Origin of the sequence: Lysinibacillus sp. FSL M8-0134, from assembly GCF_038069745.1 — a bacterium.
GTDB lineage: Bacteria > Bacillota > Bacilli > Bacillales_A > Planococcaceae > Lysinibacillus > Lysinibacillus irui.
The window spans coordinates 504,716-527,362 of sequence record NZ_JBBPAJ010000001.1 but is presented as its reverse complement, the minus strand read 5'-3'; the positions used below and the strand labels follow the sequence as shown (position 1 = coordinate 527,362).

General features: G+C 37.8%; 20 protein-coding genes and 1 pseudogene. All 21 read right to left on the bottom strand.

The window, feature by feature from the left end:
• Positions 1 to 18 precede the first annotated feature (18 nt).
• Positions 19 to 648 (bottom strand): uracil phosphoribosyltransferase, encoded by a 630-nt coding sequence (gene upp, locus MKY49_RS02690; RefSeq protein ID WP_004269470.1) that lies wholly within the window; start codon positions 646 to 648, stop codon positions 19 to 21.
• Between the two features lie 127 nt (positions 649 to 775).
• A complete protein-coding gene (locus MKY49_RS02685) occupies positions 776 to 2,932 on the bottom strand; it encodes an EAL domain-containing protein (protein WP_341385556.1) in 2,157 nt (718 codons plus the stop codon).
• Positions 2,933 to 3,217: 285 nt separating this feature from the next.
• Complete coding sequence (gene glyA / locus MKY49_RS02680) at positions 3,218 to 4,459, bottom strand: serine hydroxymethyltransferase (protein WP_274795554.1); 1,242 nt, start codon at positions 4,457 to 4,459, stop codon at positions 3,218 to 3,220.
• 55 nt (positions 4,460 to 4,514) lie between these two features.
• On the bottom strand, positions 4,515 to 5,057 hold the full coding sequence (locus tag MKY49_RS02675) for a TIGR01440 family protein (RefSeq protein WP_274795553.1): 543 nt from the start codon (positions 5,055 to 5,057) through the stop codon (positions 4,515 to 4,517).
• Positions 5,058 to 5,142: 85 nt separating this feature from the next.
• Complete coding sequence (rpiB, locus tag MKY49_RS02670) at positions 5,143 to 5,580, bottom strand: ribose 5-phosphate isomerase B (RefSeq protein WP_274795552.1); 438 nt, start codon at positions 5,578 to 5,580, stop codon at positions 5,143 to 5,145.
• A gap of 356 nt (positions 5,581 to 5,936) precedes the next feature.
• Positions 5,937 to 7,220 (bottom strand): methyl-accepting chemotaxis protein, encoded by a 1,284-nt coding sequence (locus MKY49_RS02665; protein ID WP_341385555.1) that lies wholly within the window; start codon positions 7,218 to 7,220, stop codon positions 5,937 to 5,939.
• Positions 7,221 to 7,228: 8 nt separating this feature from the next.
• Entirely contained in the window at positions 7,229 to 7,669 is a 441-nt protein-coding gene (locus MKY49_RS02660; RefSeq protein WP_322604788.1) for a low molecular weight protein arginine phosphatase, read from the bottom strand.
• Between the two features lie 22 nt (positions 7,670 to 7,691).
• A complete protein-coding gene (locus MKY49_RS02655; RefSeq protein ID WP_274795549.1) occupies positions 7,692 to 8,189 on the bottom strand; it encodes a manganese efflux pump MntP in 498 nt (165 codons plus the stop codon).
• 156 nt (positions 8,190 to 8,345) lie between these two features.
• A complete protein-coding gene (locus MKY49_RS02650) occupies positions 8,346 to 9,383 on the bottom strand; it encodes an L-threonylcarbamoyladenylate synthase (RefSeq protein ID WP_341385554.1) in 1,038 nt (345 codons plus the stop codon).
• Between the two features lie 101 nt (positions 9,384 to 9,484).
• Positions 9,485 to 10,075, bottom strand: a complete 591-nt coding sequence (locus tag MKY49_RS02645; RefSeq protein ID WP_274795547.1) for a stage II sporulation protein R — start codon at positions 10,073 to 10,075, stop codon at positions 9,485 to 9,487.
• 44 nt (positions 10,076 to 10,119) lie between these two features.
• Positions 10,120 to 10,980: a peptide chain release factor N(5)-glutamine methyltransferase gene (gene prmC, locus MKY49_RS02640; RefSeq protein WP_341385553.1), complete on the bottom strand. Its 861-nt coding sequence runs from the start codon at positions 10,978 to 10,980 to the stop codon at positions 10,120 to 10,122.
• Positions 10,967 to 12,043: a peptide chain release factor 1 gene (gene prfA / locus MKY49_RS02635; protein WP_004269459.1), complete on the bottom strand. Its 1,077-nt coding sequence runs from the start codon at positions 12,041 to 12,043 to the stop codon at positions 10,967 to 10,969. The genes prmC and prfA overlap by 14 nt, the downstream gene beginning before the upstream one ends.
• Before the next feature lie 167 nt (positions 12,044 to 12,210).
• A complete protein-coding gene (locus tag MKY49_RS02630) occupies positions 12,211 to 12,783 on the bottom strand; it encodes a thymidine kinase (RefSeq protein WP_274795545.1) in 573 nt (190 codons plus the stop codon).
• A gap of 115 nt (positions 12,784 to 12,898) precedes the next feature.
• On the bottom strand, positions 12,899 to 13,102 hold the full coding sequence (gene rpmE / locus MKY49_RS02625; protein ID WP_004269457.1) for a 50S ribosomal protein L31: 204 nt from the start codon (positions 13,100 to 13,102) through the stop codon (positions 12,899 to 12,901).
• Positions 13,103 to 13,355: 253 nt separating this feature from the next.
• On the bottom strand, positions 13,356 to 14,390 hold the full coding sequence (locus MKY49_RS02620; protein ID WP_341385552.1) for a FecCD family ABC transporter permease: 1,035 nt from the start codon (positions 14,388 to 14,390) through the stop codon (positions 13,356 to 13,358).
• Positions 14,387 to 15,438, bottom strand: a pseudogene (locus tag MKY49_RS02615) (FecCD family ABC transporter permease). The gene MKY49_RS02620 and the pseudogene MKY49_RS02615 overlap by 4 nt, the downstream one beginning before the upstream one ends.
• 19 nt (positions 15,439 to 15,457) lie before the next feature.
• On the bottom strand, positions 15,458 to 16,252 hold the full coding sequence (locus tag MKY49_RS02610) for an ABC transporter ATP-binding protein (RefSeq protein WP_274795541.1): 795 nt from the start codon (positions 16,250 to 16,252) through the stop codon (positions 15,458 to 15,460).
• 37 nt (positions 16,253 to 16,289) lie between these two features.
• Entirely contained in the window at positions 16,290 to 18,014 is a 1,725-nt protein-coding gene (locus tag MKY49_RS02605; RefSeq protein ID WP_322604793.1) for an ABC transporter ATP-binding protein, read from the bottom strand.
• An 85-nt stretch (positions 18,015 to 18,099) separates the two neighbouring features.
• Positions 18,100 to 19,998 carry an AraC family transcriptional regulator gene (locus MKY49_RS02600; protein WP_341385550.1) on the bottom strand — a complete coding sequence of 633 codons (1,899 nt, stop codon included), beginning with the start codon at positions 19,996 to 19,998 and terminating at the stop codon, positions 18,100 to 18,102.
• Between the two features lie 125 nt (positions 19,999 to 20,123).
• On the bottom strand, positions 20,124 to 21,407 hold the full coding sequence (gene rho, locus MKY49_RS02595) for a transcription termination factor Rho (RefSeq protein WP_274795537.1): 1,284 nt from the start codon (positions 21,405 to 21,407) through the stop codon (positions 20,124 to 20,126).
• A gap of 228 nt (positions 21,408 to 21,635) precedes the next feature.
• Positions 21,636 to 22,592 (bottom strand): class II fructose-bisphosphatase, encoded by a 957-nt coding sequence (glpX, locus tag MKY49_RS02590; protein ID WP_274795536.1) that lies wholly within the window; start codon positions 22,590 to 22,592, stop codon positions 21,636 to 21,638.
• Between the last annotated feature and the right edge of the window lie 55 nt (positions 22,593 to 22,647).

Sequence of the window (22,647 nt, the reverse complement as noted above, 5' to 3'; positions counted from 1 at the left end):
AATTTCATGTATTGATGTTTATTTTGTACCGAATAGGCGGTCTCCTGCATCACCTAGACCAGGAACAATATAGCCATGATCATTTAATTTTTCATCAAGAGCAGCAATGTAAATATCTACATCCGAATGTTCTTCCTGAATAGCTTTTACGCCCTCTGGTGCAGCGATTAAGCACATGAATTTAATGTTTTTAGCTCCACGTTTCTTCAATGAATGGATAGCTTCCACTGCTGAACCACCAGTTGCAAGCATTGGATCTACAATAATGAAATCACGTTCTTCAACATCTGCAGGCAATTTTGCATAATATTCAACTGGCTTTAATGTTTCAGGGTCACGATAAAGACCAATATGTCCAACTTTTGCAGCTGGGATAAGCTTTAATACGCCATCTACCATGCCGATACCTGCACGTAGAATTGGTACGATAGCAAGCTTTTTACCAGATAGTACTTTTGTTTTTGCAATGGTTACAGGTGTTTCAATTTCAATTTCTTCTACAGGCATATCACGTGTGATTTCAAATGCCATAAGTGTTGCTACTTCGTCTACTAGCTCACGAAATTCTTTAGTTCCTGTGTTCTTATCACGAATATAAGTTAACTTGTGTTGGATTAGTGGATGATCAAATACATAGACTTTGCTCAAAGGGATTCTCTCCTAACCGTTCGGATTTCATTTTTATCTCAACTAGTATAACAGAAAAAAGGAGTCGCCTCAAAAATAAATTTAGGACGACTCCTTTTGTTATAGTTCTTTTGACAAAAATAAGTTATTATTCAAGGATTGTATCTAATTGTTCAATTGTCATTGGTTTATAGTAGAAATACCCTTGTCCCACAGTACAGCCAAGCGTACGTAAAATTTCAACCTGTTCCTCTGTTTCAATCCCCTCTGCTACTGATGTCATCCCTAAATTTAATGCCAGTTGAATAATAGAGCGCACTATAGCCAGTGTTGCAGCATCTTCAATTGCATTAATAAAGCTCCGATCAATCTTTAATTCAGAGAACGGTAATTGTTGCAAATAACTTAATGATGAAAAACCTGTGCCAAAATCATCTACTGATGTTTTAAAGCCATAGCTCTTTAGCTCTTGAATAATTTTATAGGCAGATTGGAAATCTACTAGGCCAATATTTTCTGTTACCTCTAAAATGATATAACTAGGATCAATCTTATATTTCCAAACTAGTTTTACTGTATCCTGAACAAAATGTGGATAGTAAAAATGATCTGGTGAAATATTGACTGCTACTCTCACTAATTTTTTTCCTAACCGTTGACGCTGTGAAAGCCATGAGAGTACAGTTTCTAGAACTTGAACATCAATTTCCCGAACCTTTCCCACACTTTCTGCTACTGGAATAAAGATTGCTGGTGAAACAAAACCTAGCTTAGGAGAAATCCAACGTGCTAGAGCTTCAATACTTTTAATTTCGCCATTACGTAAATCTACTTTAGGCTGTAAATGGACTGTAATTTCTTTATTTTTAATCGCTTGAGATAAATGGTTTAAAATGGTCATTTTCTGCACAAGTGCATCATTTTTCTCTGTCGTAAATATTTCTGTATGTGTACCTGGCTTATCGATAGCAAAGGAGAGAGCATTGTCAGCAAAACGGATTGCATCATTGATTTTTGTACTATTATTATAAGAAGCAATACCTGTTTTTAACGTTATATAGATTTGCTTTCCTCCAATAACAAATGGCTGACGAATTGTTTCCTTTATCCGCACTTCGTAATCTTGTAAATTTTCATGCTGTGCTATTGTAGACATAATGAGACTAGAACTTGTAAATCTAGCAACATATTCATGGTATTCAGGCTTGTCTTGCTCAAGTCGTTTGGCAAGTTGTCTTAAAAGTTCATCACCAATTTCCCGTCCGTATAATTCGACTACTTGGTGAAATTCACTTGGTTTTAATATTTTAATAAAGCCACTTTGACCCTGTTCAACTACTTTTTCGAGAGAATTAACGAAGCTGTGGCGATTTGGTAAACCCGTTGTAATATCTGTGTAGGCTAAACTCCATATTTTTTTCTGCGTCTTCGCATACGAAAAAGCTAAGGCAACTAGTGCCCCCATTTTCCGAAACATATTTTTCAAAAACTTTTGGTCACTTAACGTTTTTTGACCAAATATCGAAAAAAGTCCTATCACTTGCCGTTGTTGATTGCGTATTGGTATAAACCAACCATATGGCATTTGAGACAATGTTGCATATTTTTTATGTTCTACAGGAATATCTACTTCATCTAAATTTTCAATGAACGTAGATGTTTCTGACTGCATAATTTCCGTAAAAAATTCATTGTTTTCACAACATTTTGGTACACATCGTGATTCATCCTCACCTGTAAATACTTGCAATTGTTTTGCGTCCTTTTTAATGAGAACCATACTTGAAATATTCGGCATGAAAAATTCATCAAGTCCACGGCATATCATTTTCATTTTTTGTTCAAAGCTGCTATCTCTTTCAATCGCCTTGTACATATCATTTTCTAAACGCATAAAGAAATCTTCTGTATGATAATAGGTAACATCCTTCACAAGTACTAGAACAAATTGCGTTACATTTGCCTCATTACAAAATGGTAATGCTTGTATTTCCGCCCAAAAGGGGTGTTTATTAATGGTATTATGAGTAAGCTTCGCTTGTACCATTATGCCGTTATGTATTTTTTCTTTCATCATTTCAATGGTTGTCTTTTCTTCATCCATAGAAAGCCATGAAAAAAAATTAGTATTTAGGATTTGTGACCGCGAAGCATTTGTAAGCGTACAAAAAGAATCACTACATTCCAGTATGCACTGACAATTGGTTGCATCAAAAATAACGTAACTTTCTTTCGAATTATCCCCTAACTTGCGAATGCTGTTTAATAAAACATCATGATCTATGTCTAACGATTTAGTGACCATCCAACCCCTCCGTCTCTATCACTTCATCCCATTTCCATTGTACATAAAATTTAATTAAATTTTCACTTTTGTGAAAAAAAACTTCTTTTCTAGGACATTATCTGTCCTCAGCATACTATAATATATCCCTTTATACCTGTTTTATGTAAATTTATTCAAAAATAAGAGGATTATTCTACTTTATTAGAAAAAAGATGCATTTTACAGTTTAACCCTATATTTCCGAAAAATAAAAGACTGTGTTTAAAGTAAAAAATGTACTCTAAACACAGCCCTATTATTCTATTATGCGTATAATGGATGTTTATCCGTTAATGCTTTCACGCGCTCTTTTGCTTCCGCTTTAACTGCTTCATCTTCAGGATTTTTTAGAACAGCTGCAATAATTTCTCCAACTTCTTTCATATCTTCCTCTTTAAAGCCACGAGAAGTAACAGCTGGCGTACCAATACGAATACCAGAAGTAACAAATGGAGATTCAGTATCGTAAGGAATCGTGTTTTTATTCGTTGTAATACCTACTTCATCAAGTGCATGCTCAGCAACTTTACCTGTTAAACCAAGAGATTTAACATTAAGTAGTAATAAGTGGTTATCTGTACCACCAGATACAATTTCAACACCTTCAGCAATTAGAACTTCAGCTAACGCTTTTGCATTCGCTTTAATTTGCTTCGCATAGTCTTTAAATTCTGGTTGTAATGCTTCGCCAAATGCTACAGCTTTAGCTGCAATAACATGCATTAATGGACCACCTTGTATACCAGGGAAAACAGATTTATTTAGTTTTTGCTCCCATTCTTTTGAAGCAAGAATTAGTCCACCACGAGGTCCACGTAATGTTTTATGTGTTGTTGATGTAACAAAATCAGCATATGGCACTGGTGATTGGTGTTCGCCAGCCGCAACTAGACCAGCAATGTGCGCCATATCAACCATGAAATATGCGCCTACTTCGTCTGCTATTTCACGGAATTTAGAGAAATCGATTTCACGTGGATAAGCTGAAGCACCTGCAACAATAAGTTTTGGCTTATGTTCTAATGCCTTTTGACGTACATCTTCATAATCAATTACTTGCGTATCTTTTGTTACACCGTATTCCACAAAATTGTATAGAATACCAGAGAAGTTTACTGGTGATCCGTGTGTTAAGTGACCACCATGAGAAAGGTTCATACCAAGAACCGTGTCACCTGGTTCTAAAATTGTGTGGTACACAGCCATATTTGCTTGCGCACCTGAGTGAGGTTGGACGTTTGCATATTCCGCACCAAAGATTTCTTTCACACGGTCACGCGCGATATCTTCTACAACGTCTACATGTTCACATCCACCATAGTAACGTTTACCCGGATAGCCTTCAGCGTATTTATTTGTCAGTACAGAGCCTTGTGCTTCCATAACTGCTTCTGATACAAAGTTTTCTGATGCAATCAATTCAATATTTGCTTGTTGACGTTTTTTCTCTGCAAGAATTCCATCTAATACTGCTTTGTCTTGTACTGCTAATTTTTCATATGCCATGTTAGAAAAAGCCTCCTAAAGTATCGTTTATCTATACCACAGATAAAAGTGGTAATTATTTATATACTGCACGTTCTCCGCCAATTAGCTTCGGACGTGTTGTAGCAATTGTGACAACTGCTTCGCCCACCATTTTTACTGATGTTCGAACTGGAACAGCTACCGCTTTTAAATGCATACCAATTAATGTTTGTCCAATATCAATACCAGCATGTGCCTGGACTGTTTCCACAACCACAGGGCTTGCAAATCTTGTGTAGGCATAAGCGGACATTGACCCACCTGCCGTGCGTATTGGGACTACCGCTACTGGATCATAGCCAAACTTTTCAGCTGCTGATGCCTCCATCGTAATAGCACGGTTAATATGTTCACAACCTTGGAATGCTAAATATAGCTGGTGTTTTGATGCAAATTCTTGTAACGGCTCGTAAATGGCTTCAGCTATTTCCAATGCACCCGCTGTGCCAATTTTCTGACCAATCACTTCAGATGTAGAGCATCCTACGACAAAAATTGTATGGGGTCGTAAAGTGACTTGCTCTTCAAATTCACTGAGTAACTGAGTCAAATGCGTTCGTATTTGTTTTACAACCATTAAGCTCAGCTCCTTCATCTATATTCATTAAAATCATGCCATGAATGACATCCTTTCCGAATGCCATTCACGGAATAATAAATCTTTATTGCTCTAGTTCTGTAATTTTTTCAATGCGGCGTGCATGACGGCCACCTTCGAAATCTGTCTCTAGCCAAGTTTGTGCAATTTCTCTTGCAAGGCCCGGACCAATGACGCGTTCACCCATCGCTAAAATATTTGAATCATTATGGCAACGTGTTGCCTTGGCACTAAATACATCATGCACTAATGCACAACGAATGCCTTTCACTTTATTTGCAGCAATGGACATACCAATTCCTGTACCACAAATTAAAATTCCTTTATCAAATTCTCCATTAGCAACACCCTCTGAAACTGGTTTTGCGTAATCTGGATAGTCTACTGAATCCGCAGATTGTGGACCAAAATCTTCGTAGCTAATTTGAAGTTCATCTAATAGCTGCATAATCTCACGACGTAAGTTATTGCCTCCGTGATCAGAAGAAATTGCTATTCTCACTGGGTTCCCTCTTTTCGAATTATAGTCAACCTTAGTGTACCACTTCTTTTCGAATAATAACATGATTTTTCTTGTATTTTTACGTTGATTTCCCACGAAAGACGAACGTTTATTGTATATTAACATAAAAACATTCACTTTTAAACCTATTTTTCTGTGGATAATGTGAATATCGTGTTAATAAGTTCGGATAACAGTCTTTTGTTGTAATATTCCATCTACTAAAGTTTTTTCAGCTTTTTACTTACAGTGGACATAAAGGCGACTTTTAGATAGAAGTTTACTACTGACAAAAGGGAAGAAAAAAAGACTATACATAATCCGATTTTCATCGCAATTATGTATAGCCCATAGGACTATGCTTGTCTATCAAATTGTTGAATCATTTTATGCAATGCTTCTGATTGCTTTTTTAAACTTTGCGCAAGATGTTCAACCTGTTCAATTGCATGGGCTTGCTCTTCAGCAGCACTTCGAACTTCTTGTGCTCCCGCTGATGTTTCTTCTGCTATGGCTGCGACTTCCTGTGATTGTCGTGCTGTCGTTTCAATATTATGCATTTGCTGTTCAATTAAAGTAGAAATCTCAACAATTGCTGTCGCCATTTCATGGACATTAGATGCCATTCCTTCTACTGCTGTCGTTGTTTCAGAAACACGATCAGCTTCCTTTGTTGCAAAAGCCACTTGTTCGTTCATTTGTTTAACAACTACTTCTACATTCTGCTGCATGGACTGGATTAAAGTTGTAATGCCTTGGACTGCTTTCGCACTTTCATCAGCTAAACCACGTACTTCTTCCGCTACTACCGCAAAGCCCTTTCCATGCTCTCCTGCACGTGCTGCTTCGATTGAGGCGTTTAATGCTAATAAATTTGTTTGTGCCGCAATGTCACCGACTAAGCTAATAATGCGTTCTACTTGGCCAGCATTTTCTTCTAATGCATGAATGCTTTTTAATGCTTCATTATTACCCGTTGCAATTTGCTGGATACTATTTACTAGTGTTTCGATGGCTTTTGTTGTTGTCGTTAAATTATGTAGGATCTCTTTTGATTGCGATGCGGATGCCTCTGCTCTACTATTTACTTCAGTCGCAAGTGCTCGTACATCCTCAATTGCTTCAGCAGTATCTTGTACCGCTGTTGCAGATGCTTCTGCACCAGCAGAAATATGCTTCACTGTAGAGGCAATACCTTCTGCCTTTTTTGTCGCCACTCCTGCCTCATCAGAGAGTTGAATAATGGACTGATTTGTTTGTTGGAAGTTATGATCAATACTTTCCACCATTTGACGTAAATTTAACACCATTAGTTGGAATGCCTCTGCTACTGATCGAATTTCATCATTTGTTCTAGGCATTTGCACATCCTGTCCAATTTTCCCTTCTGCCACAAGAGTTGCAGAATGCTCAAGCTGCTGTAAAGGTTTGATTAAAATCACACTAAAAATAGCAGCCAATATACCTGACCATATAATACCTAATGTGTAAGTAATCACTTGAAACAATTTTCCATTAGTTTCAGGGAAAAAAGTCGGTTGTAAAAACTCAATGAATATAAAACTGACACTGTAGGTAATTAATGCAAGAACACTAACAAACAACACTAATTTAAGTCGTAAACCAAATTGTTTTTTCATAGGGCCCCTCAATTCTTTTCTAGTTTTTTAATTAGTTGATCAATCAATTCCTTTAATTCTGCAAATGTTGCTTCGTATATTGCTTTATTGCCCCCATAAGGATCTACTACATTTTCGAGACTACCTTCATTTGTATACTCTTTCAATGTATACACTTTATATTCGGATCCTGGATAATTAGAAATGACGGTGTCTTTATGAGCAGACGTCATTGTCAAAATCAAGTCAGCCCACTCTATTTCAGCAAATGATAATTGAGTTGCTAAATGTTGATGTGACATTTGGGCTTCATTTAGTACTTGTTGCGCATGTGCTGACATATGTGCATTTGGCATTGCATAAATACCTGCTGATCGTACTTCTACATTGTCTACTTGTTTATGTTTTAAAATGACTTCGGCCATTGGACTGCGACAAGTATTGCCTGTACAAACAAATAATATTTTCACACTTATCACTCTCCAGTTTGATCTATTGTTGAATAGCTAGAATACCCATGATGATGAATATAATCCCAGCAACTATTTGAATTTTATTACCAAAAAAGACTTGGCTTCTACGTGCAATGACTAATGACCCATAAGCACAAATTAGAGCACTTAACCCTGCACTCATGATAAAAATTGTTTTTTCTAAGTTAAGCATACCAAAAGAAACACTAACTGAAAAGGTATCTAGGCTTGCAGTCACAGCTAAAAGTACTGGAGAAATCGTTACTTTTTCATCTCGATGAGAGAATAATAGTAAATGCATACCAATACAAAATAATAAAATACTTGAAATCCATTGTCCCCATTCTAAAAGAAAACGTACTAAATAACTCCCTAATTCAAATCCTAATAATGGAAAAAGCATATGCAATGCAGCCGTCCATAGTGATAAAAATAAGCGATACCTAACATTTGGCAGCAAAACATATAGACCAATCACATCAACAGACGTTAATATACCTGCAAGAATTCCCTGCAAGAACGCACTCCTTCGCTCCCTAATATTTTATCATTTTATGCTAGCAAATACATTATTATCATAATTGCCTCTTATAGAATTTCTTATATGAACAAAAAAAGGACAAAACACATGAAATTTTCAATGTCTTTTGTCGCTAACGTAATTGAATCATTTTTATTTAGATGAATACCATTTACCTCCAGAGGCTTTTTCCAGTCGATTCATAATGGCTGCTCCTACGCCTTCTGTTGAGGTTGTTGTTGCTAATATAATGGTAGCGGTTGTTTTATCACATGCTCTTAGTGCATTGTATAATGCGGCTCCCATTTCTTGTTTACTGCCCATTTCTCCAATAGAGAAGTAAAAATCAGCCTTACTATTTTCAAAATTAGCTGGTGCAAGTAGAGCTACGGCATGGCCTTCGTGCTGCAGTTGCTTAACCGCTTCCCTAACTTTCTCCAATTGGCAGTCTATTAAATAGACAGGAGCATTCGGTGCATAATGTGTATATTTCATTCCTGGTGCCTTAGGAGTTGTGTCTAACTTCTGCTCAACTTTGTTCGGTTGAATAACAGGACCAATCTTAGCCTCAAGCATTTCCTTTGTAATGCCACCTGGACGTAAAATGACTGGTGGCTCATGTGTAACATCTAGCACAGTAGATTCAAAACCTATGCCTGTAGAACCTCCATCTAAAATATAAGGTATGTACCCTCCCAAATCATCTAAAACATGGACTGCTTCTGTAGGACTTGGTTTACCACTACGATTAGCACTTGGCGCTGCAAGAGGTTTTTTAAGTTGTTGTAATAAAGCAAGCGCTACTGGATGATCAGGCATTCGAATGCCGACTGTTGATAATCCAGCTGTGACACTTTTAGCTAAGACGTTGGGCTTCGCTGGCATCACAAGCGTTAACGGTCCAGGCCAAAATAAATCCATGCATTGTTTAGCTACTTCTGAAATATGCTCGATATAAATCTCTACTTCTTCTTTTGTACCAACATGCACAATCAAAGGATTATCTGAAGGGCGTCCTTTCGCTTCAAATATTTTTTTAACTGCCAGATCATTTGTCGCAACTGCTCCTAGGCCATAAACCGTTTCTGTCGGAAATGCTACTACTTCTCCTGCATTTAAGATATCCACAGCTTGTGTATAATTAATCTGACTATTCACATTACTGTCCACAACCTTGCAAACAGTTTCCATGATTACAACCTACCTTCAATTATTGTTTTTTACTGAATTATCCACAAATTGTTTATAACTTATTAAAAAATGTGCATAAGTTATCTGAATTTGTGCACAATTCATTCAAAAAGTCCTTTAATCCATTCCCATATAAAGAATGTTACTTGCTCTTTTTCTTCGGACTCTTCCACTTTTACTTCTTCTTTTTCTGGCTCACAAATGGATGGGAAGATGCTGCACCACCAGTTATCCCCACGCGCATCACCAATCTTAACGACAATGGAATGATACACATTCTGTGGATATAGAACAGCACCTTGTCTTTTCGGTGGAAATAAGTTATCCCCAACTACAACCTGTGTATCCATCTGTGGATAATTTTCATTCAATTCTGTTTCGATTTGTTGTTTTAAAGAAAGAATTTGCTCATTCCCTGCAAATCCAGCAGTGGCAACTTGCATAAAGTAAGGCTTTAAATCTTCCGCAAGCTGCTCTTTCTCTCGCTGATCTTGTGTCGTATTACTGTTTGCAATAATGCGTATACGAAAATCCTTTTCTTGCTCATCATTCATAGCTTCCTTTGCAAAGCCTACTAATGATGGAATATATAAAATACATAGTTGCAAAGCAATCGCCACTACTACTAATCTAGCAAAAGCTAGAAAGATATTTTGTTTAGGTAATCTAATAATCTTGTATTCGTTTAACATAAAAATCCCTCCTTGCTCAACATTGTTGGCAAGTTCAAGAAACTTTATACATGAATCTCACAAAAAATCATTCGAGGTTTACCATTAATATCTTTTTCTATTGAAACTGTAGCCTGTGGAAAACTATCTTGAAAGAATTTAGCTACTTTTTCTCCTTGTGTATAACCAATTTCTAAACCTATTAATGCTGGGCTATTCATATAAAAGGGTAATTGTTCAGCTAATTTTCTATATAAAATAAGACCGTCTTCCTCCGCAAATAGCGCACTATGCGGCTCATGCTCAAGCACAACACTCGACATTTCCTGCGCTTCATCAAAGGCGATATACGGTGGATTGGATAAAACAATATCAAATTTCTCTCCTGCAAGCGGAGCGGTTAAATCGCCCAATCTGAAATCAATATCCGCATCTAAGCGCTGGGCATTTTTTTGTGCGGTAGCTAATGCATCCTCTGATAAATCTGTGGCAATAACCGTTAACTCTGGACATTCTAGCTTCATTGAAATGGCAATGGCTCCACTGCCCGTACCGATATCAGCTAGCTTCAATGTTTGATGTTGAAAAAGTTTTGGCAAGCGATTGATTGTTCCGAGTACTAATTCCTCTGTTTCAGGGCGAGGAATTAGGACCGATTCATCAACTAAAAAGGAACGACCATAAAATTCCTCACTACCAACACAATATTGAACTGGACGCCCACTCACATGTTCTTCTAGAAGTGCTTTAAATGTCTCTTGCTGCTCCGCTGTTAATTCATCCTGTAAATGTAACATGACCTCTGAATAACTAGTACCCAGTACATGTTGCATGACAATACGCGCTGCTGTTTGCTCACGACCGTTATCCACTAAAAAAGAAGAAGCCCACTCAAGGGCCTCCATCACATTTTTATAGGTCATCATTTAATCGCTCTAACTTCGATGCTTGCTCTTCTAAAATAAGTGCATCGATAATTTCGTCTAGTCTACCTTCAACGATTTGATCAAGCTTTTGAATCGTTAAACCGATACGGTGGTCTGTTACACGGTTTTGTGGATAATTGTATGTGCGGATTCGCTCAGAGCGGTCACCTGAGCCAACAGCAGATTTACGTGTAGCATCAATTTCCTTTTGCGCCTCCTGCATATACATATCTGCAACGCGGGCACGTAGAATTTTCATCGCTTTCTCACGGTTTTTAATTTGTGAACGTTCATCCTGCATTGAAACTACCACACCTGTTGGTAAATGGGTCATACGAACAGCAGACATCGTTGTATTTACGGATTGACCACCTGCACCTGAAGACGCAAATGTATCTACACGAATATCTTTTTCATGGATCTCAACATCTACTTCTTCAACTTCAGGTAAGCACGCTACTGTTGCTGTCGATGTATGAATACGACCTTGTGACTCTGTAGCAGGGACGCGTTGTACACGGTGGGCACCATTTTCAAATTTGAATTTTGAATAGGCTCCTTGTCCGTTTATCATAAAGATTACTTCTTTATAGCCGCCCATTGGGTTCGGTGTAGCTTCCATAATATCAATTTTCCAGCCTTGTGTTTCTGCATAGCGAGAATACATACGGAACAAATCACCCGCAAAGATATTAGCTTCGTCACCACCAGCTGCACCACGAATTTCCATAATAACGTTCTTATTATCATTCGGATCTTTTGGAATTAATAAAATACGTAAACGTTCTTCTAGCTCTTCCTGCTGTGCTTTTAATAGGTTAAATTCTTCCTTCACCATTTCATGCATATCAGGATCTTTTTCGCTATCTAACATTTCACGTGTATCCACTAACTGCTCTTTAACACTTTTATATTCACGATAAGTATCCACTGTTTCTTGGATATCTGATTGTTCTTTAGAATATTCACGTAATTTCTTACTGTCATTAACAATATCTGGATCGCTCAAAAGCTCTGTTAGCCTTTCATAGCGATCTTCCACTGCTTGTAATCGATCAAACATGGATTTCACCTCTATTTAGTTTTTTAAGAAGCTCCTTCTTTAAGGAGAAGCAGCTACAATCAAAATGACGCTTAGGCGTAATGGCTAATTTACATTTCTTATTTCCACTACTTAGTATAAGGAAATTTTCGCATGTATGCTACTTTTTCTTAGCGTGGTCACATGCTTTATAGTGATGGATGTGCGTGACATTTTCGGCAAACGGGATAATACGAGTCATTCCCACCGATTTGAATTTGATCCCCTGTGTAGACTGGCTTACCGCTTTCATCTACTCGTAAATTCATTGTCGCCTTTTTATGACAGAACCAGCAAATTGTTTTCATTTCCTCAATTTTATCTGCATATGTAAGCATGTATTGGCTACCTTCAAATAGCTCATTTTGAAAATCATTTTTTAATCCAAAGCCCATCACAGGGATGTCCAATTGATCCACAATATTAGCTAGTTGTAAAACATGGGCTTTTTTTAGAAATTGAACTTCATCTACAAGCACACAATATGGCTTGACGACATTATTTTTAACTAGTTCGAAAATGTTTGTATCCTCATATACAGGAATGGCCTGTTGTCGTAATCCTACTCGACTTGAAACAAAGCCAACCTCATCACGTGTATCTAAACCTGAAGTAAACATCATCACAGGCTTCTGCTGTTCTTCATAATTATGGGCAACTTTTAGAATTTCTATCGATTTCCCACTATTCATTGCACCATGTTTAAAATATAGCTGTGCCATTTTGTCTTCTCCCTTTCTTCATTTCAATCTGGATTTTGAAAAGACTTGCATCAACGTGTTTATTTTCTGAAAAAAATACCTGCCAAGCGCATGCTTGGCAGGTATTAAACTAACATTAGTTTTTAAGACCGTATTTTTTGTTGAAACGATCCACGCGACCATCAGCAGACGCGAATTTTTGACGGCCAGTATAGAATGGGTGACATTCGTTGCAGAACTCGACAACGATGTTTTCTTTTACTGAACCAGTTTTGAAAGTGTTCCCACAAGAGCAAGTTACTGTTGCTTCTTTGTAGTCTGGATGAATTCCTTGTTTCATATTCGTTTTCTCCTCTCGCCCTGAACCATCTGGAACAGAGTATTATCGAACTGTACCTTACATAGCCCGAATATGAGCGAAACATCAGCTATATATGTACACGTTACATACCTATGAAGTATAGCATAGTCGAATTATTCTTTTCAAGAAAAAAATATTACCTGGTTGTTCCTATTCTCGAGATTCTCGATAATCACAGTCTACTAACACTATTTTTCATCTCGTACTTTGAAGCGATATTGTGTAATCATATTTATTCCTTCAATCTTGCCAACAAATACAAGAAATACGGCGCACCTATAACAGCTACTACAATCCCAGTTGGAATTTCTGATGGTTCTAAAATAGAACGACCAACCGTATCCGCCATTAAAACTAGAAAGCCTCCTAACAGTGCTGCGGTTGGTAGTAAAAACTGATGCTTAGCTCCAACAAGCTGTCGAGCTAAATGTGGTGCGATCAGTCCTACGAAACCAATCCCTCCACTTACGGAAACACTAGCACCTGCTAAGCCAACAGCAGCTACTAACAACCAACGACGCTCTTTTTCTATGGATGCCCCAAGCCCCACAGCTGTTAATTCACCTAAATTCAAAACATTTAATACCGTTGCTTTTACAAAAACAAAAGGCAATAAAATAACTAGCCAAGGTAACAATGAAAACACAAATAGCCAATTTGAACCCCAAATGCTCCCTGCTAGCCATGTTGCTACAAATTGATAATTTTCTGGTGACAGACGTAATGTTAGTACAATCATAGCAGAGCTAATCCCTGCCGCTACTGCTACCCCAGTTAAAATTAAGCGCATCGGTGTAATACCTTCATGCCTTCTATAAGAAAGTGTATAAATGATAACCGCAGTTAAACCTGCCCCTATAAAAGCCAATACTGGTAGTAAATAAACAGGCGCTGCTTTTGTAATAGGAAAAAATGATACATAGAGCATGACAGCCAGGCCTGCACCAGCATTAATTCCTAGTATCCCTGGATCTGCTAAAGCATTTTTTGAAACACCTTGTAAAATAGCTCCTGAAATTGCTAAGCCCATCCCTACGAATACAGCAATGACGATTCTAGGTAACCTGAACTCAAATAAAATTACTTGTTGTTGTGCATCTCCTTGTCCTAAAAGCGTCCAGAAAATATCCAAAGGTGTTAGCTTAATGACACCAGTATTCATACTAATAATAAAGGTAATGAAGATTAAAACTATCAGTATCACCATAATGGAGATATTTTTTCTTCTCAACTTAATTTGACTTGGTGTTAAATAGCAATTACTCATAGTTCTTTTCCTCCCTTACGTGCTAAATACAGGAAAAAAGGTACACCGATAAAGGCAATAAGCGCGCCAACAGGTGCTTCGTATGGTGGGTTGAGCATACGTGCTATAAGATCAGCTAGTACTACAAGCAATGCCCCATATAGGATTGAGCAGGAAATAATCCAACGATAATCATGACCTACTATGTATCTTGTTAAATGAGGGATAATTAACCCTACAAAACCAACTGCTCCTAAAACAGAAACTGCGGCTCCTGCTAAAATTAAAACAATCATCATTCCCCATACTTTTACAGCAGCCGTACGTTGCCCAAGTCCAACAGCAATTTCTTCACCTAAGCCCAGCACAGTAATCTAACGTGATAGAGTAAGTGCACCAATCATGGCGATAAGTATCCATGGAGATAAAATCTGTAGATGACTCCATTTTGTGCCCGAAACCCCACCCGCATACCAAAAAGCTAGATTTTGTCCAATGCGATAGTAAAGAGCAATCCCTTCCCCTAGTGCGCCAAGCAATGTACTGACAGCAGCTCCAGCTAGAACAAGTCGCATTGGTGTTAAGCCACCATTAGACAGTGAGCCAATTCCATAAACAATGAGAACGCCAAGACCTGCTCCTACAAAGGACCATAAAATTAAATACATATAAGGTAGACCAGGGAAAAAGACAAAGCATATTGCTAGCATCAAGGCAGCTCCTGAATTTAAGCCTAGTAATCCCGAGTCTGCTAACGGGTTGCGTGTCATCCCTTGCATGATCGCCCCTGCTACTGCAAAGCTCGCGCCCACTAATGCAGCTCCAAGTACGCGAGGTAAGCGAATATCATGAATAACTTGATGTGTTGTTAATCCAGGGGAATATTGGGTAACTGCCGTCAAATAGTACCCAATGAAATATCCGCAGCACCAAAGGAAATCGATAAAACGATGGTAAATATTAATCCAATTATTCCAACAATTAAGGCTACTGCTCCACGGATCGGATGAGATCGTTTCTGGAGCTTTTGTATTTCGTTGAGCTCCCCTACTTCTGTCGACGTAGTCATTCTATTTCCTCCTCAAATTTTATACCTTCATGTCGTGCAGCTGATAAGATAAGCAAATTGGATTTTTACTAAATGGACAAACAGCCATTTCTGCGTCGATATTGAAAACGGTTTGTAAATTTTCTTTTGTCATCACTTCTTTTGGACTGCCATTCACGATTAAATTGCCCTCTCTCATGGCCATCAGAAAATGCGAGAAACGGGAAGCATGATTCAAATCGTGCAATACCATGATAATTGTTCGTCGTTCTTCTTTATTTAGCTTTTGAAGCAGCAATAAAATATCAAGCTGATGTGCTAAATCTAAATAAGTTGTTGGTTCATCTAGTACTAAAATATCTGTGCCTTGTGCCAATGCCATGGCAATCCATACTCTTTGGCGCTGACCACCTGACAATGCTTCAATGGGTCGATCACTATATTCTCTCAGCCCTGTAGCATCAATTGCCCAATGGATATATTCATAGTCTTCCTTGTGTAAATTCCTAAATCCTACTTGGTGTGGAAAACGACCGTATGATACTAACTCAAAAACCGTTAACCCTCCTGGTGCTGTTGCCGTTTGAGGTAAAATAGCCATCCTTTTCGCTACTTCTTTTGTCTTTAATTGGTGAATAGCTTTGCCATCTAAATAGATTGCTCCATTTTGTGTTCGAAGTACACGGGCTACAGCTTTTAATAAAGTAGATTTACCACAACCATTTGGACCAATAATTGTGGAGATTTGTTCTTTAGGAATCTTCACACTTAAATCATTGACGATGAGCGCTGAGGGATAACCTATCGCAACACGATCTATTTCTAGCACTGCCATTTTTAACTTCCTTTCTTTTTCGAGCGCACTATCACCCTTATATTTGTAAACCAAATTGAGCTGTATACAAGCCATAGTAAGCATTTTTTCGTTCCATTAATTGCTCATGTGTACCTTCTTCAACAATACCCTTTTTCGAGACAACTACAATTCTGTCTGCATCTTTAATCGTTGCTAAACGATGGGCAATTACTAATGTAGTACGTCCAATGGCTAGCTCATTTAACGCTTGCTGGATAGCTTGTTCAGTCTCTGTATCCAATGCTGATGTTGCTTCATCTAATATTAAAATTTTGGGGTTCTTCAAAAACATACGAGCGATCGATAATCTTTGCTTCTGCCCGCCTGATAGTTTCACACCACGCTCACCAATCAATGTATCCATCCCCTCAGGAAGAGTTTGGATGACATCGGTAAGCTGTGCTCGTTGTGCTGCATTCCAAATATCTTCTTCATTCGCATGTAAATTACCATAGGCAATGTTTTCACGAATAGTGCCATCAAATAAAAAGACATCCTGTTGGACAATCCCTATATGCGAACGCAACGATTGCAGTTTAAAATCACGGATATCAATGCCATCAATTTTAATAGAGCCTTCATTTACTTCATAAAACCGAGGTAATAAACTGCAAATTGTAGATTTCCCTGCACCCGAGGGTCCTACGAGTGCCACTGTTTCACCAGGGCGAACCCTTAAGTTCATTAGCTGTAAAGCACGATAATTATCTGTGTAGCCAAACGAGACATCCTTGAATATTATTTCTCCTTCAATTTCATTGATGGCTTTTGCCTCTGGACGATCTGCTATTTCAGGCTCTGTTTCAAGGAATTCAATATAGCGTCTAAATCCTGCCATGCCTTTTGGATAGCTTTCTATAAACATATTAATTTTGTTTATTGGCCCTAAAAGGATACCTGAAAGTAAAATAAATGCGATGAAATCACCGTTAGTTAAATGGCCATTTAATACAAAAAATGCTCCAACAAATAATGTAAATAATGATAAAACCTTCGTGAGAATGCCTGAAATGGCTTCATTCCAAGCCATAACTTTATAAGAAAACAACTTAGTCATACGGAATCTTTCATTATTTACTTTAAAACGTTGAATCTCATGCTCTTCGTTGGTAAAGGCTTGTACAACACGAATGCCACTGACATTATTTTCAACGCGAGCATTGAAATCTGCTATATCCCCAAACATCTGGCGGAATGCTTTAGACATTAATTTCCCAAAAATTATCGTCAAAATTAAGATGATAGGTACAAGTAAGAAAATGAGAATCGTAAAAGTTGGATCAATATAGAACATGACACCGAATGTCCCAATAATCGTCATTGCCGCAATAAAGATATCCTCTGGACCATGGTGAGCAAGCTCACCAATATCCATTAAATCGTTCGTTAAGCGAGAAACTAGATGTCCTGTTTTATTATTATCAAAATACCTAAAGGAAAGTTTTTGCACATGACTAAAGGATTCCTTTCTCATATCTGTTTCAATATTTATTCCCAGCATATGTCCCCAATACGATACGATAAAATGTAAAATGGAGTTGAAGATGTATAAGGCAAACAGCAATAAGCTTGCCATAATAATCCACTTCATTTCTCCATCAGGGAGAATATCATCAATTACTTTATTTAATACAATCGGAAATGCTAGCTCGATTAATGCCACTAAAATCGCACAACTAAAATCTAAAATAAATAAACCTTTGTAGGGCTTATAATAGGAAAAAAAACGCTGTAATAACATTGTTGCTGCCTCCTCTTGCGATATCATTCGCCCAATCTAATAAACGAGCTATCTGTTTTATACAGATAGCTCCCAGTTTTCACAATTATTGTTGCTGAGCCTTCGTAAAGTTAGCTATTTTGTCAGCCAGTTCCTCAGCTTGATGTAAGCCAGAAAGCGGATCAGAAGCAAAATAAAATTCAGATGGAAGCTCTAGTATTTGATTATTTTTTACAATGTTTAAATTTACCCATGTGGCCGGTAACTTCTTATCTTTGTAAAAGAAGTTAATCATGAAGTTATAGTCACCTACAAAGTCTCCTACTACCTCATAGGAAATCTCATAACGCCCACCACTCGCTTCCTTTGAATCATATAACTCTTGCACCTTTCCTTGAGGTTTCATTTCCAAGATTTGATAGAGTGCTCTACCACCTGATACGCCTGCATTTCCAACAACTGATGCATTTTTTTGAAACATTTCAAAAATAGTAAATGTTGCTCCATCTGGAATCACATCATTAATTTTTTGCTTCGCTTTTGCTATACGATCTTCAAATTCTTTTGTAAATGTTTCAGCCTCGTCCTGTCTTCCTAAAAAATTACCCATCGCCTTAATTTCTTCAGTTGCTGATGGATGAGCATCTTCAGCGAATACAAGGGTTGGTGCAATTTTCTCGAACTTCTCTACATCTTCTGGATTCCATGTAATGATTAAATCTGGTTTTAACTCCAAAACCTTTTCTAATGACACCTTACCATCCGTACCAATATTGGTAATTTCCCCATTCTTGTAATGTTGCTTTAAAAAGGCAGCATAATCGAGGTTAGCCGTTACTCCTCCTACGGGTACAATATCTAACGCTAAAATTTGACCAAGATACCAATCTGTTACGATTCTCTCTGCTCTCATCGGAATTTCTACTTTGCGTCCACTATCATCCATCACGATTCTAGTCTCTGGAGTAAGTGGTGTTTGTTGCTCCTCTTTAGTTTGACTAGTATCTTCATTGCATGCTGCTAATAAAACTAGCAAGCTTAATAAAAAAGATATTTTGATATGCTGAATCATCTTTTGCCTCATGAATTCATTTTCTCCATTCTCAAATCGTTTTGCTTGCGCGAGCTGATTCTTATTGTATTGAAAACGATTCTCATTTGTAATGGCAATTTCGGACATAGAACTTGCATATTTCAGCCTAAAACTGCTGGGTGCCATATTTGTCGCCTTTTTAAATGCTCGACTAAAATAGTATTCATCTTCAAAACCTAGTGAAATAGCAATTTCTTTTATGCCATAATGATGGGTCAGCAAGTATTTTTTTGCTTGCTCTATTCTCAATTGCTGTAAATAAATTTGTGGTCCCACCCCAAAACGAGCTTTAAAAATACGTAAAAGATGACGCGTACTGATATGAAGCATATCTGCTAATGTTTGCACAGATAATGGTTGATGAAGATGTTGTTTAATATACAAGTGTGCTACTTCAGCTTTATCCACTTCATGTGGAGTGCCTTGTCCATCAGCCATTTCATGAAATATAAGATAAATAAACTCATACATCGAAGCTTTAACTGATAGATGCTCTTGAATAGAGCCAGAATTCCATTTACTATACATATCCTGAAGAATGTTGTGAATGATGATTGGGTTCGCAGGTACACAAGAAAAGCATGTTTGAAAAGGTTGGTATTGTATTTGTAAATGCTGTAAAAAAGCATCTCTGTACATGACACTGCCTTTATAACCTATAAGAAAGTAACTAACTCTATGCTGCGCAGTAATCTGAAGACATTGAGATTTTCCGATGTGAAAAATAGTGAAGCGTTGTACATGATAAGGCTGTTCATCAATAACAACCTGTGCATCGCCTGCTGTGACAATAAGAAATGTGCTATAGGTTAATACTTTTGATATTCGGACTTCTGCTTTATTTATGTATTCGATATGCTTCACTTGAAGGAATGTATTTTGCCAAAGAAGCATGTAGGCATCATAGTTCATCTTCGTCTCCTTTCAACAGTTGTTATAGCTCCAGTATATTGATAATGATTATCAATATCAACAATCTTTTAAAATACAAAAAAATCACCATTGACGATTTCTTGTCAATGGTGATGATTGCTATTTTATAAAAGCCCCTTACCCTTTGTTGCTTTCTTCATATCTTCGTTAAGTTTTTCAAAAAACTCTTCATTCGATTTTGTTGTACGTATTTTTTTCAGGAAGCGCTCTGCAAAATCAGGCGCATCTGAAAACGTTTTACGGATAGCCCATAGCTTTTCAAGTTGCTCTGGCTCAAGAAGAAGCTCTTCTTTACGTGTACCTGAACGACGAATATCAAGCGCTGGGAAAATACGGCGCTCTGCAAGCTGACGATCAAGATGGAGCTCTAAATTACCTGTTCCCTTAAATTCTTCATAAATTACTTCGTCCATCCGTGAACCCGTATCGACTAAAGCTGTTGCTAAAATCGTTAAGCTACCGCCTTCTTCAATATTTCGAGCTGAACCAAAGAAACGTTTCGGTCTATGGAAAGCCGCCGGATCAATACCACCTGAAAGTGTACGTCCACTTGGTGGAATTACTAGGTTATAAGCGCGCGCTAAACGTGTAATTGAGTCCATTAGAATAATGACATCACGCTTATGCTCCACTAAACGTCGTGCACGTTCTAATACAATCTCTGCCACTTTTACATGGTTCTCTGGCACTTCATCGAAAGTTGAGCTGACAACATCTGCATTGACAGAACGTTCAATATCTGTAACTTCCTCAGGACGTTCATCAATCAGTAAGACAATTAACTCTGCTTCAGGATGATTGGTTGTAATGGCGTTCGCGATTTCTTTTAATAAAGATGTTTTCCCCGCCTTTGGTGGTGCAACGATTAAACCACGTTGGCCAAAGCCCACAGGTGCAACTAAATCCATGATACGTGTCGATAAATTACGTTGTGTTGTTTCTAGCTTAATTTGTCGATTCGGATATAAAGGTGTTAATGCAGGGAAATGAACACGTTCTTTCGCCACTTCAGGATCTTCGCCATTAACAGCATCTACTTGTAATAGGCCATAATAGCGCTCATTTTCCTTTGGTGGGCGCACCTTTCCTGACACCTTGTCCCCATTACGTAGATCAAAGCGACGTATTTGGGATGCAGAAATATAAATATCTTCTTTACTTGGAGAGTAGTTGATTGGTCGAAGGAAGCCAAAGCCCTCTTGCGAAACAATTTCTAGTACGCCTTCCATAAAGAAATAGCCCTCTTGCTCTGAACGCGTTTTCAAAATAGCAAATATTAATTCTTTTTTCGTTAGCTTGCTATAATATGAAATTTTATATTGGCGTGCAAGGGCGTAAAGCTCTTTTAACGTCATGTTTTCTAATTGAGCGATTGTCAATGCAGACATATGCACAACTCCAGTCTTTTTCAAAATATAATACATTATTGGGGTTTTCATTGAAGTTTTTACGATAGGCTCTGTTAACGCTTATATGGTGCCTTAGTTTAATAATAACTACTGGTACACTTTCTACCATAAAACGAAACTTCGCCTTACAAAATATTGGATGGTTAATTAAAGAAGAAGGTACCTAGCACAATAGATGTACTAGGTATATTTTAGAAGAAAATATCATTAATATCTAGGTTTTTTCTCAAGAGCGTGACGGCCTTCAACAAAACGAACCGTACCAGATTTAGCACGCATAACTACTGAATGCGTTAAGGCATAAGCACCTTTATATTGAACACCCTTTAAAAGCTCGCAATCTGTTACAGCAGTCGCTGCAAAAATAGCATCGTCACCTTTTACTAGGTCATCTAAATAAAGAACTTTTTCAACATCTACACCCATTTTTGTGCAGCGTTCTAATTGCTCCTCATCCTCTGGTACAAGTTTTGCTTGGAAATCTCCACCTAGGCATTTTAACGCGACAGCTGCAATAACGCCCTCTGGTGCGCCACCTGTTCCAAACATAATATCAATACCTGTTTCATCAAAAGCAGTATTAATCGCTGCACCAACATCGCCATCTTGAATAAATTTAATACGTGCACCCGCTTCACGAATTTCATCAACAATTGCTTGGTGACGTGGTCGATCTAAAAGAGTAGCGACAACATCAGAAATATCTTTATTTTTAGCTTTTGCAACTTGTAATAAGTTATAAGTGACAGAAGCATTGATATCTACTTTCCCAGCAGCTTCTGGTCCAACGGCAATTTTCTCCATGTACATGTCTGGAGCATTTAACAGATTCCCTTTATCTGCAATCGCAAGTACTGTCATTGCACCATTTGTACCTTTTGCCACAATATTTGTACCTTCTAGTGGATCCACTGCAATATCTACCTGTGGACCGCCATTTCGTAAACCAAGTTCTTCACCAATATAAAGCATTGGTGCTTCATCCATTTCACCTTCACCAATTACTACTGTAGCATGCATTGGAATTGTATCGAACATTTTGCGCATCGCTGTTGTTGCTGCATCATCTGCCTCAATTTTTAAACCGCGCCCCATCCATTTCCCGGATGCGATTGCTGCTGCTTCTGTTACTCGTACTACTTCCATCGATAAACTACGTTCCATTGTTGCTTTGCCTCCCGTTATTGGCATCTTATACGTGCCAAAACATTCAAATTAC